The 14,657-nt window shown below is 61.1% G+C and carries 15 protein-coding genes; 7 read left to right on the top strand and 8 right to left on the bottom strand.

Annotated features, from left to right (window positions below):
• Nucleotides 1-3 precede the first annotated feature (3 nt).
• Nucleotides 4-1,017 (bottom strand): porphobilinogen synthase, encoded by a 1,014-nt coding sequence (gene hemB / locus FBY10_RS07050; protein WP_131697595.1) that lies wholly within the window; start codon nt 1,015-1,017, stop codon nt 4-6.
• A gap of 208 nt (nt 1,018-1,225) precedes the next feature.
• Here hemB and FBY10_RS07055 point away from each other — a divergent pair, with 208 nt between their 5' ends.
• Nucleotides 1,226-1,864, top strand: a complete 639-nt coding sequence (locus tag FBY10_RS07055; protein WP_131697596.1) for a DedA family protein — start codon at nt 1,226-1,228, stop codon at nt 1,862-1,864.
• Here the strand turns inward: FBY10_RS07055 and FBY10_RS07060 are convergent.
• Nucleotides 1,845-3,080, bottom strand: coding sequence for a sterol desaturase family protein (locus FBY10_RS07060; RefSeq protein ID WP_131697597.1), 1,236 nt, complete (start codon nt 3,078-3,080; stop codon nt 1,845-1,847). The two genes, FBY10_RS07055 and FBY10_RS07060, sit on opposite strands and share 20 nt — an antisense overlap.
• A 116-nt stretch (nt 3,081-3,196) precedes the next feature.
• Between FBY10_RS07060 and elbB the strand changes: the two genes are divergently transcribed.
• A complete protein-coding gene (gene elbB / locus FBY10_RS07065; RefSeq protein WP_145337441.1) occupies nt 3,197-3,862 on the top strand; it encodes an isoprenoid biosynthesis glyoxalase ElbB in 666 nt (221 codons plus the stop codon).
• 64 nt (nt 3,863-3,926) lie between these two features.
• Here the strand turns inward: elbB and FBY10_RS07070 are convergent, their stop codons facing one another.
• Together FBY10_RS07070 and FBY10_RS07075 are read right to left on the bottom strand one after the other, a co-directional pair.
• Nucleotides 3,927-4,382 (bottom strand): YaiI/YqxD family protein, encoded by a 456-nt coding sequence (locus FBY10_RS07070; protein WP_131697599.1) that lies wholly within the window; start codon nt 4,380-4,382, stop codon nt 3,927-3,929.
• Nucleotides 4,383-4,384: 2 nt separating this feature from the next.
• Nucleotides 4,385-6,280: an FTR1 family protein gene (locus FBY10_RS07075; protein WP_145337440.1), complete on the bottom strand. Its 1,896-nt coding sequence runs from the start codon at nt 6,278-6,280 to the stop codon at nt 4,385-4,387.
• A 267-nt stretch (nt 6,281-6,547) separates the two neighbouring features.
• On the opposite strand from FBY10_RS07075, the gene FBY10_RS07080 reads away from it, so the two are divergent.
• Genes FBY10_RS07080 through FBY10_RS07095 form a run of 4 tightly spaced genes read left to right on the top strand, consistent with a single transcriptional unit; the run spans nt 6,548 to nt 9,694 of the window.
• On the top strand, nt 6,548-7,945 hold the full coding sequence (locus FBY10_RS07080) for a COG3014 family protein (protein ID WP_145337439.1): 1,398 nt from the start codon (nt 6,548-6,550) through the stop codon (nt 7,943-7,945).
• A gap of 10 nt (nt 7,946-7,955) precedes the next feature.
• Nucleotides 7,956-8,327 carry a YcfL family protein gene (locus tag FBY10_RS07085; RefSeq protein ID WP_145337438.1) on the top strand — a complete coding sequence of 124 codons (372 nt, stop codon included), beginning with the start codon at nt 7,956-7,958 and terminating at the stop codon, nt 8,325-8,327.
• Nucleotides 8,328-8,362: 35 nt separating this feature from the next.
• Nucleotides 8,363-8,950: a penicillin-binding protein activator LpoB gene (gene lpoB, locus FBY10_RS07090; RefSeq protein WP_131697603.1), complete on the top strand. Its 588-nt coding sequence runs from the start codon at nt 8,363-8,365 to the stop codon at nt 8,948-8,950.
• A 3-nt stretch (nt 8,951-8,953) separates the two neighbouring features.
• Nucleotides 8,954-9,694 carry a penicillin-binding protein activator LpoB gene (locus FBY10_RS07095; RefSeq protein ID WP_145337437.1) on the top strand — a complete coding sequence of 247 codons (741 nt, stop codon included), beginning with the start codon at nt 8,954-8,956 and terminating at the stop codon, nt 9,692-9,694.
• A gap of 151 nt (nt 9,695-9,845) precedes the next feature.
• Here the strand turns inward: FBY10_RS07095 and FBY10_RS07100 are convergent, their stop codons facing one another.
• The 3 genes from FBY10_RS07100 to FBY10_RS07110 form a co-directional block, all read right to left on the bottom strand.
• Entirely contained in the window at nt 9,846-10,478 is a 633-nt protein-coding gene (locus tag FBY10_RS07100; protein WP_131697605.1) for a LysE family transporter, read from the bottom strand.
• A 91-nt stretch (nt 10,479-10,569) separates the two neighbouring features.
• The gene (locus tag FBY10_RS07105; protein ID WP_145337436.1) at nt 10,570-11,142 is read right to left on the bottom strand and encodes a mechanosensitive ion channel family protein; all 573 of its coding nucleotides are present in this window, start codon (nt 11,140-11,142) and stop codon (nt 10,570-10,572) included.
• Nucleotides 11,142-13,052 (bottom strand): ATP-binding cassette domain-containing protein, encoded by a 1,911-nt coding sequence (locus FBY10_RS07110; protein WP_131697607.1) that lies wholly within the window; start codon nt 13,050-13,052, stop codon nt 11,142-11,144. Before FBY10_RS07110 ends, FBY10_RS07105 begins: the two co-directional genes overlap by 1 nt.
• Before the next feature lie 50 nt (nt 13,053-13,102).
• On the opposite strand from FBY10_RS07110, the gene FBY10_RS07115 reads away from it, so the two are divergent.
• The gene (locus tag FBY10_RS07115; RefSeq protein WP_145337435.1) at nt 13,103-13,567 is read left to right on the top strand and encodes a TIGR02444 family protein; all 465 of its coding nucleotides are present in this window, start codon (nt 13,103-13,105) and stop codon (nt 13,565-13,567) included.
• On the opposite strand, the gene FBY10_RS07120 is transcribed toward FBY10_RS07115, so the two are convergent.
• Nucleotides 13,564-14,643, bottom strand: coding sequence for an AlgP family protein (locus FBY10_RS07120; RefSeq protein ID WP_145337434.1), 1,080 nt, complete (start codon nt 14,641-14,643; stop codon nt 13,564-13,566). The two genes, FBY10_RS07115 and FBY10_RS07120, sit on opposite strands and share 4 nt — an antisense overlap.
• Between the last annotated feature and the right edge of the window lie 14 nt (nt 14,644-14,657).

Raw genomic sequence — 14,657 nt, forward strand, 5'->3', positions numbered from 1 at the left:
GGGCTATTGTTGCTCTCTAAGCAATTGGGCGGCGCGGACGGCGAAATAGGTCAGGATGCCATCAGCCCCGGCACGTTTAAAGGCCGTCAAGGATTCAAGGATTACCCCTTCACTCAACCAGCCATTTTGTATTGCAGCCATGTGCATGGCGTATTCGCCACTGACCTGATACACAAAGGTCGGCACCTTGAATTCCTCTTTGACCCGGTAAAGGATGTCCAGGTACGGCATCCCCGGCTTGACCATCACCATGTCGGCGCCTTCGGCCAAATCCGCCGCCACTTCGTGCAAGGCTTCATGGCTGTTGGCCGGGTCCATCTGGTACGAAGCCTTGTTGGCCTTACCCAGGTTGAGGGCCGAGCCCACCGCATCGCGAAACGGGCCGTAGTAGGCGCTGGCGTACTTGGCCGAGTAGGCCATGATCCGCACATTGACGTGGCCGGCCAGTTCCAGGGCTTCGCGAATCGCCTGGATGCGGCCGTCCATCATGTCCGACGGCGCAACCACCTGGGCGCCTGCTGCCGCGTGGGACAACGCCTGCTTGACCAGCGCATCGACGGTGATGTCGTTTTGAACATAGCCTTCTTCGTCCAGAATGCCATCCTGCCCGTGGGTGGTGAACGGGTCCAACGCCACGTCGGTGATCACCCCCAGCTCAGGGAAACGCTCGCGCAGCGCGCGGGTGGCGCGCTGGGCAATACCGTCCGGGTTCCAGGCTTCGGCAGCGTCCAGGGACTTGAGTTCAGACGGCGTGACCGGAAACAACGCCAACGCCGGTATCCCCAACTCGACCCAACCGGCTGCTTCTTCAAGCAGCAGATCGATGGTCAAGCGCTCCACTCCCGGCATCGATGCCACCGCTTCCCGGCGATTTTCACCGTCGAGCACAAACACCGGCAGGATCAGATCGTTCGTCGTCAGTACGTTTTCACGAACCAGGCGGCGAGAAAAATCATCACGGCGATTACGGCGCAGGCGGGTAGCAGGGAACAGGCGATTGGCAGGGGTAAAACTCACGACAGACTCCTGAGCCCGGGTTCACGGGCGAGCGTTGCAGTTATAAGCGGGCATTATGACGAAGGTATGACAGTTGTGCTTAACGATGCGACCTGTAGTCGCATTCGTCGCTTAATGTAGGAATTGTTCACTTCGTGACACATCTCGATACTTTCATGAATGTTCACGAAGGCGTAGGCTGCGCGTTCATTTCGCCAGCACCCAGACCATGCTTCAACAATTTCTGCATGACTTCGGCTACTTTGCCCTCTTCCTAGGCACGTTCTTCGAAGGCGAAACCATCCTGGTTCTCGCAGGCTTCCTGGCGTTCCGTGGGTACATGGATATCAACCTGGTGGTAGTCGTTGCCTTCTTCGGCAGCTACGCCGGCGACCAGCTTTGGTATTACATGGGCCGCAAGCACGGCCGCAAACTGTTGGCGCGCAAGCCGCGCTGGCAATTGATGGGCGACAAAGCCCTGGAACATATCCGCAAGCACCCGGATATCTGGGTGCTGAGCTTCCGCTTTGTCTACGGATTACGCACGGTAATGCCCGTCGCGATCGGCCTGTCAGGCTACCCGCCAGTACGCTACCTGATCCTCAACGGTATTGGTGCTGCAATCTGGGCTGCGGCCTTGGGTGCTGCGGCTTATCACTTCGGTGCCGTGCTGGAAGGCATGCTGGGCAGCGTCAAGAAATACGAGCTGTGGGTACTGGGCGCCTTGCTGCTGCTGGGCTTTGGCCTGTGGCTGCGCCGCCGTTTCAAGAACGCCCGTATCGCCCGCCAGGCCTGTGCCGATGCCAAGGCGCGGCTCGCCGCCGCCGAGCCCGCTCCGGTAGAAGCGCCTAAGACACCAGTCGAGTAAGCCGGCCTCTGCAACAGTAGAGGCCAATCACGCTGAGCAGGCTGTAGCTCACCAGGCCCAACCATCCCAGGTTGCTCGCCGGCCACAGCCCGACCAGCGGCGCCAGCCACACCAGCGGCACATTCAGCGCCAGGCGCATCAGTTCGGCCTTTAACGCCCACGGGCGATTCTCCAGGGCCACGCCCAGGGTAAACAATCCAAGCGCCATCGCACTCCAGCCGAGAATCAGCGCTGCGGTGGGCAGACCCTCGCCGACATTCATCAAATAGCTGCCAAAACCCACATACGCCGCGAACTGCAGGGCGATGTAGACCTGTTGGCGCGCGTCCAGCGGCACTTCGAATTTGCGGAACTGACTCAAATCCGGCTTGGCCAACGGGTACTTGGCCTTCACGTCCGCCGGGCGCCAACCAGTGCGCATGAACCAGATGCGCAGCTTGTCCCACTTACTTTCGGTACGCCGTGCATCACGCCAAAGCTGTGCATAAAACTGCAGGTTGGCCCACAACGGATTCCAGCTGGCCAAGGGCGTGGTCACGCCGAAAATCACCGGCTCGTTGTCGTCTTCTTCCTGGAAGGTGCCGAACAGCCTGTCCCAAAGAATGAACACCCCGCCGTAGTTGCGATCCATGTAGAGAGCGTTCTGTGCATGGTGGGCCCGATGATTGGATGGCGTGACGAAAAACCACTCGAACCAGCCAAGCTTGGGCACGTGTCGGGTATGCACCCAGAATTGATACAGCAGGTTAAGGGACGCCACACTGATAAACACCACCAGCGGCACGCCAAGCACGGCAAGGGGCAGGTAGAAAATCCAGCTCAGCAGGAAGCCGGTGCTGGTCTGGCGCAGGGCGGTGCTGAGGTTGTAGTCCTCGCTCTGGTGATGCACCGAGTGCGCGGCCCAGAGGATATTGCGCTCGTGCCCCATTCGATGCAGCCAGTAGTAGCAGAAGTCGTAGAACACAAAGGCGAATACCCAGGTCCAGACACTCTGGGCAGACAGTTCGATCAGCGCCAGGTGCTTGAGGGCAAACGCGTAGGTCAGCAGCCCCACACCCTTGGTCAACAGCCCGGTGGTGGTGGACAGTACGCCGGTGCTGAGGCTGTTGATGGCGTCCGCCACGCGATAGTTGCGCTGGCCACGCCAACGGTCGGCGAGCAGCTCCACTACGATCAAGGCAATGAAAAACGGTACCGCGTAAGGCACGAAGTCCATGGTCTGGTCCGATCTATTTTTGTTACATCAAGATTAGGTGCAGCGGTGCGAGATCCCATTGGCAACAGGTTACAAATTAGTAGACATTTAACGCCAAGACCCCAGGAGAAATGCCCATGAGCAAAAAGATTGCAGTGATCCTTTCCGGCTGTGGCGTGTACGACGGCGCAGAGATCCACGAAAGCGTGATCACCTTGCTGCGCCTGGATCAGCGCGGCGCTCAGGTCCAATGTTTTGCACCGAATATGGCGCAGTTGCACGTGATCAACCACCTGACGGGCGAGGAAATGCACGAGTCGCGCAATGTGCTGGTGGAATCGGCGCGCATTGCCCGAGGTGCCGTGCAGGACATTGCCGAGGCGAGTGCCGCAGACTTCGATGCGTTGATCGTACCCGGCGGGTTTGGTGCGGCGAAGAACCTGTCGGACTTTGCCCTGGAGGGCGCCGCTTGCAGCGTCAACCCGCAGGTACTGGCGCTGGCTGAAGCCTTTGCAGAAGCCGGCAAGCCGGTGGGGCTGATCTGCATTTCGCCGGCTCTGGCCGCGAAGATCTACGGCCCGGGAGTGACCTGCACCATCGGCAACGATGCCGGCACCGCCGCCGCCCTCGACAAAATGGGCGCCACCCACCACGAATGCACAGTGGAAGACATTGTCGAGGACAAAGCACGCAAGTTGGTAAGCACGCCGGCCTATATGCTGGGCAAGAACATCAGCGAGGTGGCGTCAGGCATCAACAAGCTGGTGGATCGGGTGCTGGAGCTGACCCACGAGAACGATTGATGAGGGAGCCGTGAACTTAACGGTAGTAAGCCGGCCTGGTGTGGCGAGTACCCTCGCCACAAGGTCAGGCCTGGCGCATCAATTTGGTCAGGATGCGGTCAAGTGAGTTGGCAAACGCCTGCTTGTCCTTTTCCCCATGGGGTGGGGGACCACCGCCCATTTGACCTTGCTCGCGCAGGTCAGTGAACAAGTTACGCACCGCCAACCGTTCGCTCATGTTCGCCGGGCTGAACTCCTTGCCCCGTGGGTCGAGGGCGGTGACGCCCTTCTTCACCAGACGATCAGCCAGCGGTACATCGCTGCAGATCACCAGCTCACCGGGTACTGCGTGCTCGACCAAATAATCGTCTGCGGCGTCCGGTCCACTGGGCACCACGATCAACTTCACACACGAGAAGCTCGGCTTGATCTGGCTCTGCCCGGCCACCAATACCACTTCGAACTGGCGCTTGAGGGCGAACTTCACCACTTGGTCCTTGGCGGCCCGAGGGCAGGCGTCGGCGTCGATCCATACCCGCATGGTCAGGCCACCACCCGGCGTTTTTCAGCCAGGCGACTGCGGCCATACAACACCATAATCGCCAGGATCGCCAAGGCCTGTGCACTCAACGAGTACGCATCGGCGTGGATGCCCAGCCAGTCGAAGTCAAAGAACGCCACCGGCCGTGTGCCAAAGATGCCGGCTTCCTGCAACGCTTTGACGCCATGGCCGGCAAACACCACCGACAGCGCGCACAGCAGCGCCGCGTTGATGCCGAAAAACAGCGCCAGCGGCAGTTTCGCCGAACCGCGCAGGATCACCCAGGCCAGGCCCACCAGCAGCACCAACGCCGTGGCACCACCCGCCAGCACCGCGTTGTGCCCGGCCGGGCCCGCTTGCAGCCACAGAGTTTCGTAGAACAGGATCACTTCGAACAGCTCGCGGTAGACCGAGAAAAACGCCAGCATGGCAAACCCGAAACGCCCGCCCCCGCCCACCAGGCTGCTCTTGATGTAGTCCTGCCATGCCGCAGCATGGCGGCGGTCGTGCATCCATACGCCAAGCCACAGCACCATTACACTGGCGAACAGCGCCGTGCAGCCTTCGAGCAATTCGCGCTGGGCGCCGCTGACGTCTATCACATACGCCGCCAGTGCCCAGGTGGCCAAGCCGGCCAATAGTGCCAGGCCCCAGCCGACGTTGACGCTGCGCACCGCCGATTGCTGGCCGGTGTTGCGCAGGAAGGCGAGGATCGCCGCCAGCACCAGGATCGCTTCCAGGCCTTCACGCAGCAGGATCAGCAGACCGGAGATGTAGCTCAACGACCAGCTCAAGCCATCGCTGCCCAGCAAGCCTGCGGATTCAGCGAGCTTGCCCTTGGCCACGTCCAGGCGCTGCTGCACCTGCTCGATCGGCAGGCCGTCCTGCAACGACTGCCGGTAAGCCATCAGGGCCTTCTCGGTGTCCTTACGTACATTGGCGTCGACGTTATCCAGAGAGCTTTCCACCAACTCGAAGCCTTCGAGGTAGGCCGCTACCGACAAGTCATAGGCCTGGTCGTGGTCACCATTGCGGAACGCCGCGAGGCTTTTGTCCAGGGTGGTGGCGGTGTAATCGAGCAATTGCGCCGGGCCACGCTTGACCTGCGGCGGTTGCGCACGCTGGGCGCGGAAGGTCGTGGCAGCCGCCGCGCCGCTTGCGGCCAGCACTTCATCAGGTGTCTGACGGGCCAAGTCGGCGAGATTGAAGGGTTGTTCGCTTTTCGCGGCGGCCGGGTCGGCGGTGAAACCGGCGATGTAGGTGGCCAGGTCCCAGCGCTGGCGGTCGTCCAGTTGGTCGGCGAAAGACGGCATGTCGGTGCCTTCGACACCCAGGCCCAGGGTGTTGTAGATCGCGTAGAGGCTCAGGCGGTCCAGGCGTGCTGCATCCGTCAAGTTGGCAGGTGGCGGCGTCATCCCCACGCCGGCCGGGCCATCGCCAGCACCGGCAGTACCGTGGCACACCGAGCAGTGCTGGGCGTAGAGCGGTGCGCCGCGCGTCGGGTCGGGCGTGATGGCCGGGGCTTGGCTGACTTCATACGCGACTGCCAGCTTGGCCCCCAACTGGCGGGCCTGGCGAGCAACGGTCGCGCCATCTGCGTGAGCGGTGACAGCGGCCAGTAGTTCATTGACGCCCTTCACCAACTCCGCACGCTCGGGCCTTTGCGGCAAATCCGCCACCAACCCCTGCAATACCCCGAGAAACTCCACCTGCTCACGGTATTCCGAATCATCCACCACCTTGCCCGCCTGCACCGTCGGCGGGTAGTCAGCGCCAATGTAGTCCAGCAAATGCAGGGCCTGTGGGGCGCCCTCGGCGGTCGCGGCCAACAGGTTGAAGCTGCACGACATCAACGCCGGCAACAGCAGCCAGGCGAGAAAACGGAAGGGGCCAGTCATGAATGAATCTCAAGTGGAAATACGAAGTAACACATTGTTAAGCCTTAAAGGGTTTGACTCAAGGCGTTAGTGATTTGTCGTTTGAGCGGGAGGGGAATTTCAGCCGCGCGGTAATGGCATCTATGTCGACCAATCAAAGCAAAAAGCCATTGTTTTGCCATTAACGGTGCTTATAATGCCGCGCCCTGTTAGTGCGAAAGGGAATTTCGTTCCTCGTTTTTATGAGGAATTACCACATCGGTCGGCTACTTTCAGGGAAGAAGTCACATGGCTTTTCGCGCCTTAACTCCGCTCACGCTCGCGGCAGTCACCTTGCTCTCCGGCTGTTCAATGTTCCGCAGCTACGACTCAGAGCTGCAAGCTACCAACCAGCAACTGGCCACCGGCAATGTCGACGCCGCCCTGACCCTGCTGGAAAAGAACAACACCGGCGAAGACAAAGACCTGCTGTATTTCTTCGAAAAGGGCGAGTTGCTGCGGGCCAAGGGCGACCTGACCGGCAGCCAGACCGCCTGGCGCAGCGCCGACCTGCAAGTCTACAAGTGGGAAGAGTCGGTCAAGTTCGACGGCGCAAAGTACCTAGCCCAGTTCGGCAGCTTCCTGGCCAACGACAAGGTGCGTCGCTACGAAGGCTATGACTACGAAAAAGTCATGCTGACCACGCAGATGGCCCTGAACCTGCTGGCCTTGAACGACTTCGACGGTGCACGCACCGAAATCAAGAAGACCCACGAACGCGAAGCGGTGATCGCCGACCTGCGCGACAAGGAATACCTCAAGCGCGAAGACGACGCCGAGCGCCAGGGCGTGACCACCCAGCTCAAGGACCTGCACGGCTACCCGGTGCAAGCCCTCGACGCGCCGGAAGTGGTCGGCCTGAAGAACAGCTACCAAAGTGCGTTCAGCCATTACCTGGCCGGCTTCGTCTACGAAGCCCTGGGCGAAAAAGACCTGGCCGCCCCCGGTTATCGCAAGGCCGTCGAGCTGCGTCCTAACACACCACTGCTGGAAAAAGCGTTGCTCGACCTGGATAAATCCAAGGTCGGCGCCGATGAAACCGACGTGCTGATCGTGGTGCAGAGCGGTCTCGCACCCGCCCGCGACTCGATCCGCCTGCCGCTGCCCATCCCGATCAATGGCAACCTGGTGATCACCCCGCTGTCGTTCCCGGTGATCAAGGCCGACACCTCCACGGCGACCTTCGCCCAGATCGGTGTCGATGGCCAGCAACAGAACCTCACGGCGCTCAACAGCACCACTGCCATGTCCCGCCGCGCCCTGCGGGATGACATGCCAGGGATCATTCTGCGCACCACCGTGCGTGCGGTAACCCGTGGTGTGGCGCAGAACAACCTGAACAAGACCAACCCCATGGCAGGCCTGGTACTGGGTATCGCCTCGGCCGTAACCGAGGGCGCCGACACCCGCACCTGGCGCACCTTGCCGGACATGACCCAAGTGTCCCGCCTGCGCCTCAAGCGCGGCGAGCACCAGGTCAGCCTGCCCAACGCCCTGGGTGGCACGCGGGTGACGATCAAGGCTGATCAACGCTACCAGGTGATCACGCTGCGCGTGGTCGGCAACCAGGTGTTCGCCGGTGGCCTGGCCGCCCATGTGGTGCCGAACAATCCGCCCCAGGCCATTGCCACCCTCAAACAACCTTAAGGAGCACGCTATGCGTCACTTCATCCTCGGCGCCCTGGCGCTGGTCCTGCTTGCCGGCTGCGCCACCCCGCCACCACCGGAACCTGGCAGTGCTGCGAGCAAAATCGTGGTGATGGGCAAGTTCAAGGGCATCGCGGTCGGCGCCATTCGTGTGGCCCGCGAGAACGGTTTCCTTACCGCCAAGGTGCAACTGAGCAACATCACCAGCAGTAACCAGATGATGTATTACCGCTTCGCCTGGCTGGGCGCCGATGGTTTCCCCGTAGGCGATGAAGAGCCCTGGAAGGTGCTGAACCTGTACGCCAACCAGGCGACCTTCCTGCCCGCCATTGCCAATGTGCCCCAGGCCGCGGACTTCCGCCTTGAAGTCAAAACCCCTTGAGCCGTTCATTCTTTTTGCTGCTGAGAGATTTCCCCATGTTTGTACGTTTCTCGATTCTCGCCGTGGTTGCCGTCCTGGCCAGCGGTTGCGCGAACACCTCCCCGGTACTGGGCGGTAAAAATATCAGCTACGGCGACACCAAGGCCGTGGAACTGGTGACCAACGAGTTCGGCTCCACCGACCTGCAGATGATTGCCGAAAGCATGACCCGCTCCCTGGCCCAGTCCGGCATCCTGCAAGGCCGCCCGGTGGTGCAGGTGTATGACGTAAAGAACAAGACCAGCGAGTACATCGATACCCGTGAGATCACCACGTCGATCAAGACCCAACTGATGAAGACCGGCACCGCACGCTTCGCCAGTGACAACACCGACATGCAGAGCCAGGTCGACCAGCTCAAGCTTCAGAACCAGAGCGGCTTGTACAAGAAGTCCACCGTCAGCAAAACCGGCAACATGGTCGCCGCCAAGTACCGCCTGGAAGGCTCCATCAGCTCCATCGTCAAGCGCAGTTCGGACTACAAGGACGTGTTCTACAAGTTCAGCCTGCAGCTGATCGACGTCGAGAGCGGCCTGGCTGAATGGATGGACGAAAAAGAAATCCGCAAGACCACGGAGCGCTAAGCGATGCGTGCATGGATTGGTTTGATCGGCCTGCTGTGCGCCTTTGGCGCCTCGGCCGCGCCCAAAATCGCGGTGACTGACCTGGCCTACCAGGCGCGGGTCGAGGAGTACATCCACCACGTTTCGGCCAGCAACAACTTCCAGGCAAGCAGCTACAACGCCAGCGGTGCATCGAACTACAGCGAGTACGAGAGCCGTAGCAGCTACATCGAACAGACCGAGCTGCGTAAATTCAGCGGTGATATCAAGGGCGAAATCCTCAAGTCTCGCCAGTTCCAGCTGGTGCAGGGCACGCCCTACACCGCCGATGCCAAAGGTGACGTCTATGACGTGATCAAGCGCATCAAGGCCGGTAACTTCAAGGGCGCGGACTACGTGCTGTTCGGCACGCTGTCAGACATCGACTTCACCCAGGACATCAACGCCCTGGACCACACCAACAGCTACTCGGCGGTGCTGGGCCTGACGCTGGTGGCGGATTTCAGCCTGATCAACACCCGCACCTACGAAATCACCTCGGCGTTTACCGCCATGGGCGAAGGCCAGGACACCAAGCTGGTGAACAGCCGCGACATACGCGTGAGCCTGAACCGGCCGCGCGTGGTGAAGGAGGTATCGAAGGCGCTGGGTGAGGACGTGGCACGGCAACTGGCGGAACAGTTGGGCGGCGGCTATCAAGAGCCTGGCCAGCCGGCGTTGCGTAATAACCTGCCAAGGGATGAAGCGCCGAAGATCCTGCGCTGAAGGGTAATCCTTTGGAAACACATAACCAATGTGTGAGGGGGCTTGCTCCCGATAGCAGGGTGTCAGTCAGCTTAGCTGTAGCTGAGACACCGCCATCGGGGGCAAGCCCCCTCCCACACTTTTAATTCGGTTTCTTCAGAGGTTCCGAGGTTTACGCCGTTGCGCGATGCAAGCTGGCCAGGAAACCCGCAGCCCCCACGAACAACCCGGCAAACGTACGGTTCACGCGCTTCTGCTGCTTGGGCGTGCGCAACAGGCGCAGGACTTTGGACGCCAACCCCGTATACCCCGCCATTACGACCATATCGACGCTGATCATCGTCGCACCGATGATCAGGTACTGCACCAGCAGCGGCGCCTGCGGATTCACGAACTGCGGCAGCACCGCGAGCATGAACACCAGCGCCTTGGGGTTGCTGGCGTTGACCAGGAAACCCCGGAACATCATCGCCATCGGCTTGCCGAGCGGGCGTATCGCCGCGTCATCGGCCATGTCCATGGGCAAGGCACGCCATTGCTTGACGGCCAGGTACACAAGGTACGCCACACCAAACCATTTGATCGCATAGAACGCGGTCGACGACGCCGCCAGAATGGCACCCAAACCGCCCGCCACCACGGCAATCTGCATTGCCAGGCCCAGTTGCAGGCCAATGGCGTTCCAGTAACCGCGCAGGAAACCGTATTGCAGGCCGCTGGACATTGAAGCGATGGCGCCGGCGCCAGGGGACAGGGAGATGATCCAACTTGCCAGGAAAAAGGCCAGCCACGTGTCGAGTGCCATTGCACACCTCGGGAAAGAGTCAGCGATTGTTGTGCCTTAAGCTAACTCCGCCGACCAGAGGCTGGCTATAGATTTTTACAGGATGTAAACGCTAGCGGTCGCCCGAGAACACATGGGTACCTGGCCAACGCCGCACCGAGCGCTGGAAGAACAAGCTGTTGGGCACCTGTACGATGGCGCTGTCGGTGCCTGCTGCTTCCACTTCGATCAGCGTGGTGTAGAGCAAGTTGATCGCCACTACCCTGCCCTTCACTCCTGGCTTGTCGACGGTATCCACCAACTCGACGATGTCACCGAGGCGAAATGGCCCGACGGTAAAGATCAGGATCGCGCACAGCAGGTTGGACAACACCGACCACATGGCGAAGAACGCCACTGCCGCCACCGCGACAAACCCCGACAGTGCGGTCCACAATACCGTGGCGGACACACCCAGCCGGCCCAGCACAAAGATCAACGCACTGCCCATGATCAGCCAACGCAATCCACCACGCAGCGGCATCAGCAATTGCGGCGGGAACGGGTAGCGCTCACCCAGGCGTGTCAGGCCCTTGGCGACAAACCGCTGGGCGAGGTAGCCGGCCAGCAGGATCAGCAGGATTTGCACGCCGATCCATACAGGCTCGATCCATTGCGCAGGCAACGGCAGTTGCAAGGCTTCCATCAGGACAGCGCCTCCAGCTCCGCTTGCAGGGTTTCCAGCAGTTCGAGGGCTTCCATCCAGGTTTCCTCCAATTGCCCTTCGCGGACCTTGAGCTTGGCCTGTTCAGCCAGCAGGTCGCGCAGCTCATCCTTGCGTGCCGCCTCGTACACGGCGCTGTCACCCAGGCTGGCTTCGATCCTGGCCAGGCGCTCGTGCACCTTGCCCAACTCGGCCTCAAGCTTGTCGGCTTCGCGCTTGTGCGGTGCCAACTGCTGGCGCAGTGCGGCAGCGGCCTGGCGCTGGGCTTTCTTGTCGGTCTTGTCCGGGTTGACCGGGGTGTTGCTGACCGGCGCATTGCGCAGGCGGTAATCCGTGAGCCAGCGCGCGTAGTCGTCCAGGTCACCGTCGAACTCTTCGACTTTGCCATCCGCTACCAGCAGGAAGTTGTCGGTGGTGCTCTTGAGCAAGTGGCGATCGTGAGACACCACCAGTACCGCACCGCTGAACTCCTGCAAGGCCATGGTCAGCGCCAGGCGCATTTCCAGGTCGAGGTGGTTGGTCGGTTCGTCGAGCAGCAGCAGGTTCGGGCGGTCCCAGGCAATGAGCGCCAGGGCCAGGCGGGCTTTTTCGCCACCGGAGAAGTTCAGCACCGGCTCATCGATGCGCGCGCCACGAAAGTCAAAGCCACCGAGGAAGTCGCGCAGGGTTTGCTCGCGCTCGGTCGGCGCCAGGCGTTGCAGGTGCAGCAACGGGCTGGCCTTGGCGTCGAGGGAGTCCAACTGATGCTGGGCGAAATAGCCCACCACCAGGTTCTCGCCACGGGTCAGGCGACCGGCCAGGGGTTGCAGCTCGCCCGAGAGGTTCTTGATCAGCGTTGACTTGCCCGCGCCGTTAGGGCCGAGCAAACCAATGCGTGCACCCGGGGTGAGCTGCAGCTTGACCTTCTCCAGGATGGTTTTCTCGCCATAACCCAGGCGGGCATCCGAAAGATCCAGCAAGGGGCTGGAGATCTTCACCGACTCGCGGAACACAAAGTCGAACGGCGAATCGACGTGGGCCGCCGACAGTTCTTCCATGCGCTCCAGGGCCTTGATCCGGCTCTGGGCCTGGCGGGCCTTGGTGGCCTGGGCCTTGAACCGGGCGATGTAGCTTTCCATGTGCGCACGCTGCGCCTGCTGCTTCTCGAACGCCTGCTGCTGCTGGGCCAGGCGCTCGGCACGCGCACGTTCGAACGCGGTGTAGCCGCCACGGTAGAGGGTGATTTTCTTCTGTTCGACGTGGGCGATGTTGTCGACCACGGCGTCAAGGAAATCCCGGTCGTGGGAAATCAGCAGCAAGGTGCCCTGATAGCTCTTGAGGAAGTCTTCCAGCCACAGGATCGCATCGAGGTCCAAGTGGTTGGTCGGTTCGTCGAGCAGCAACAGGTCCGAGGGGCACATCAGCGCCTGGGCCAAATTAAGGCGCATGCGCCAGCCACCGGAGAAGTCGGCGACCGGGCGGTCCATCTGTTCGTTGGTGAAGCCAAGGCCGGCGAGCATCTTGCGGGCGCGGGCGTCGGCGGTGTAGCCGTCGGCACTGTCGAGTTCCGCATGCAGGCGGGCCTGGGCGGCGCCGTCCTGGGCTTTCTCGGCTTCGGCCAGGTCGTGTTGCACCTGGCGCAGACGCAGGTCGCCATCGAGGACGTAGTCGATCGCGATGCGGTCCAGGGTGTCGATCTCCTGGCGCATATGGGCGATGCGCCAGTCGGCCGGCAGCAAGCAGTCCCCGGAATCAGGGGTCAGCTCACCCAGCAGCAGGGCGAACAACGTGGATTTGCCGGCGCCGTTGGCACCGATCAGGCCGGCTTTGTGACCGGCGTGCAGGGTCAGCTCGGCGTCTTCGAGAAGACGTTGCGGGCCACGCTGTAATGTTAGGCTTTGAAGTCGGATCATAATGGCGGCGGAGTCTACCAGCTTCGTTGGCCGCTGGCTTGGGTGTGAATATGTGCGCTGACCTGTGGAGCTTTGCCCTCTCGACTTACGCCCGGCCGGGCGTCGAAACCGTCTGCCTGCGCTTGCAAGAGCAAGGGGCGGACGTGTGCCTGTTGCTTTGCGGCGCGTGGCTGGAACAGCGGGGTGCGGCATTTGAGCCTGAACGTATGCGAACGCTTCAACAGCTGGCCCGTCCGTGGCAGGCACAGGTGATCGAACCGTTGCGGCAGTTGCGTGTGCAATGGCGCGCCATGGCGCAACAGGATGAGCCCCTGGCGGCGTTACGCGAGCGGGTCAAAGCCCTGGAACTGGATGCCGAACGGCAATTGCTGACGCGCCTGGAAGCGTTGGCGCAGGCATGGCCGAAAGGGGAGACGACTCAACAGAGGTGGTTGGAAGGACTGGCGGCTGAGGATGCCGCCAACCTTGACCATGACGCACTGCAGCAGCTGCGCGTCATGATCACCGGCACTTAGGAAGCGCTGGTTGGGGTGGTGCCTGGCGCTACCGGTGCAGGAGTGCTGCTGGCCGATGCGGTTGGAGCGGTGGACGCTGCGGGGGTTGCAGCAGGTGCAGCTGGCTTGGCCGGTGCTGGTTTTGCAGCAGCAGGCTTTGCAACTGGCTTGGCGGCTGGCTTGACAGCAGCAGGTTTGGCAGCCGGCTTGGCGGCTGGTTTTGCAGCAGCGGTTTTGGCAGCTGGCTTCGCGGCTGGTTTTGCAGCGGCGGTTTTGGCAACTGGCTTCGCGGCCGGTTTTGCAGCAGCAGTTTTGGCAGCTGGCTTCGCGGCTGGTTTTGCTGCAGCGGTTTTAGCAACTGGCTTCGCGGCTGGTTTTGCAGCAGCAGTTTTGGCAGCTGGCTTCGCGGCTGGTTTTGCAGCAGCAGTTTTGGCAGCTGGCTTCGCGGCTGGTTTTGCAGCAGCGGTTTTAGCAACTGGCTTCGCGGCTGGTTTTGCAGCAGCGGTTTTAGCAACTGGCTTCGCGGCTGGTTTTGCAGCAGCGGTTTTGGCAACTGGCTTCGCGGCTGGTTTTGCAGCAGCAGTTTTGGCAGCTGGCTTGGCGGCTGGTTTTGCAGCAGCGGTTTTGGCAGTTGGCTTGGCGGCTGTTTTTGCAGCAGCAGTTTTGGCAACTGGCTTGGCGGCAGCTTTAGCCGGTGCACGAGCACCCAGCACTTTCGCTACGGCTTCCTTCACACGACCAACGCCCTGGGCCAATTTCAGGCTTTCTTGAGCATCTTTTTTGAGTTGGGAAATGTAGGTGCGGGTTTCAGCTTGACGATCCTTGAGAGCATCCAGCAGGTCTTCGAGTTCTTTTACCGCGTCTTTGGCTTTGGCTTGTGCCTTGGCCTTGCCGGCAGTAGCAGCGTCTTGCAGTTTGGTGCGGGATTTATGCAGCTTTTCTTGCGCTTTACCGCGTTGTTTTTCCAGCTTGGCGAGCAGTTTTTCTGCATCGGCCAACGCTTGGGAACATGCGCTTTCCAGATGTTCGAGCAAGCTGCCCGAAAGTTGTTGGAGTAAATGCAACGGGGTATTTACAGGCTTCTGTTTGGCCGACATGGTTTACCTCCTGG

Origin of the sequence: Pseudomonas sp. SJZ103 (assembly GCF_007828335.1) — a bacterium.
Lineage (GTDB): Bacteria > Pseudomonadota > Gammaproteobacteria > Pseudomonadales > Pseudomonadaceae > Aquipseudomonas.

Excerpts from the sequence above, each read along its gene's own strand:
- FBY10_RS07055 (WP_131697596.1), top strand. The coding sequence starts at position 1,226 with ATGCTTCAACAATTTCTGCATGACTTCGGCTACTTTGCCCTCTTCCTA.
- FBY10_RS07060 (WP_131697597.1), bottom strand. The coding sequence starts at position 3,080 with ATGGACTTCGTGCCTTACGCGGTACCGTTTTTCATTGCCTTGATCGTA.
- elbB (WP_145337441.1), top strand. The coding sequence starts at position 3,197 with ATGAGCAAAAAGATTGCAGTGATCCTTTCCGGCTGTGGCGTGTACGAC.
- FBY10_RS07070 (WP_131697599.1), bottom strand. The coding sequence starts at position 4,382 with ATGCGGGTATGGATCGACGCCGACGCCTGCCCTCGGGCCGCCAAGGAC.
- FBY10_RS07075 (WP_145337440.1), bottom strand. The coding sequence starts at position 6,280 with ATGACTGGCCCCTTCCGTTTTCTCGCCTGGCTGCTGTTGCCGGCGTTG.
- FBY10_RS07080 (WP_145337439.1), top strand. The coding sequence starts at position 6,548 with ATGGCTTTTCGCGCCTTAACTCCGCTCACGCTCGCGGCAGTCACCTTG.
- FBY10_RS07085 (WP_145337438.1), top strand. The coding sequence starts at position 7,956 with ATGCGTCACTTCATCCTCGGCGCCCTGGCGCTGGTCCTGCTTGCCGGC.
- lpoB (WP_131697603.1), top strand. The coding sequence starts at position 8,363 with ATGTTTGTACGTTTCTCGATTCTCGCCGTGGTTGCCGTCCTGGCCAGC.
- FBY10_RS07095 (WP_145337437.1), top strand. The coding sequence starts at position 8,954 with ATGCGTGCATGGATTGGTTTGATCGGCCTGCTGTGCGCCTTTGGCGCC.
- FBY10_RS07100 (WP_131697605.1), bottom strand. The coding sequence starts at position 10,478 with ATGGCACTCGACACGTGGCTGGCCTTTTTCCTGGCAAGTTGGATCATC.
- FBY10_RS07105 (WP_145337436.1), bottom strand. The coding sequence starts at position 11,142 with ATGGAAGCCTTGCAACTGCCGTTGCCTGCGCAATGGATCGAGCCTGTA.
- FBY10_RS07110 (WP_131697607.1), bottom strand. The coding sequence starts at position 13,052 with ATGATCCGACTTCAAAGCCTAACATTACAGCGTGGCCCGCAACGTCTT.
- FBY10_RS07115 (WP_145337435.1), top strand. The coding sequence starts at position 13,103 with ATGTGCGCTGACCTGTGGAGCTTTGCCCTCTCGACTTACGCCCGGCCG.
- FBY10_RS07120 (WP_145337434.1), bottom strand. The coding sequence starts at position 14,643 with ATGTCGGCCAAACAGAAGCCTGTAAATACCCCGTTGCATTTACTCCAA.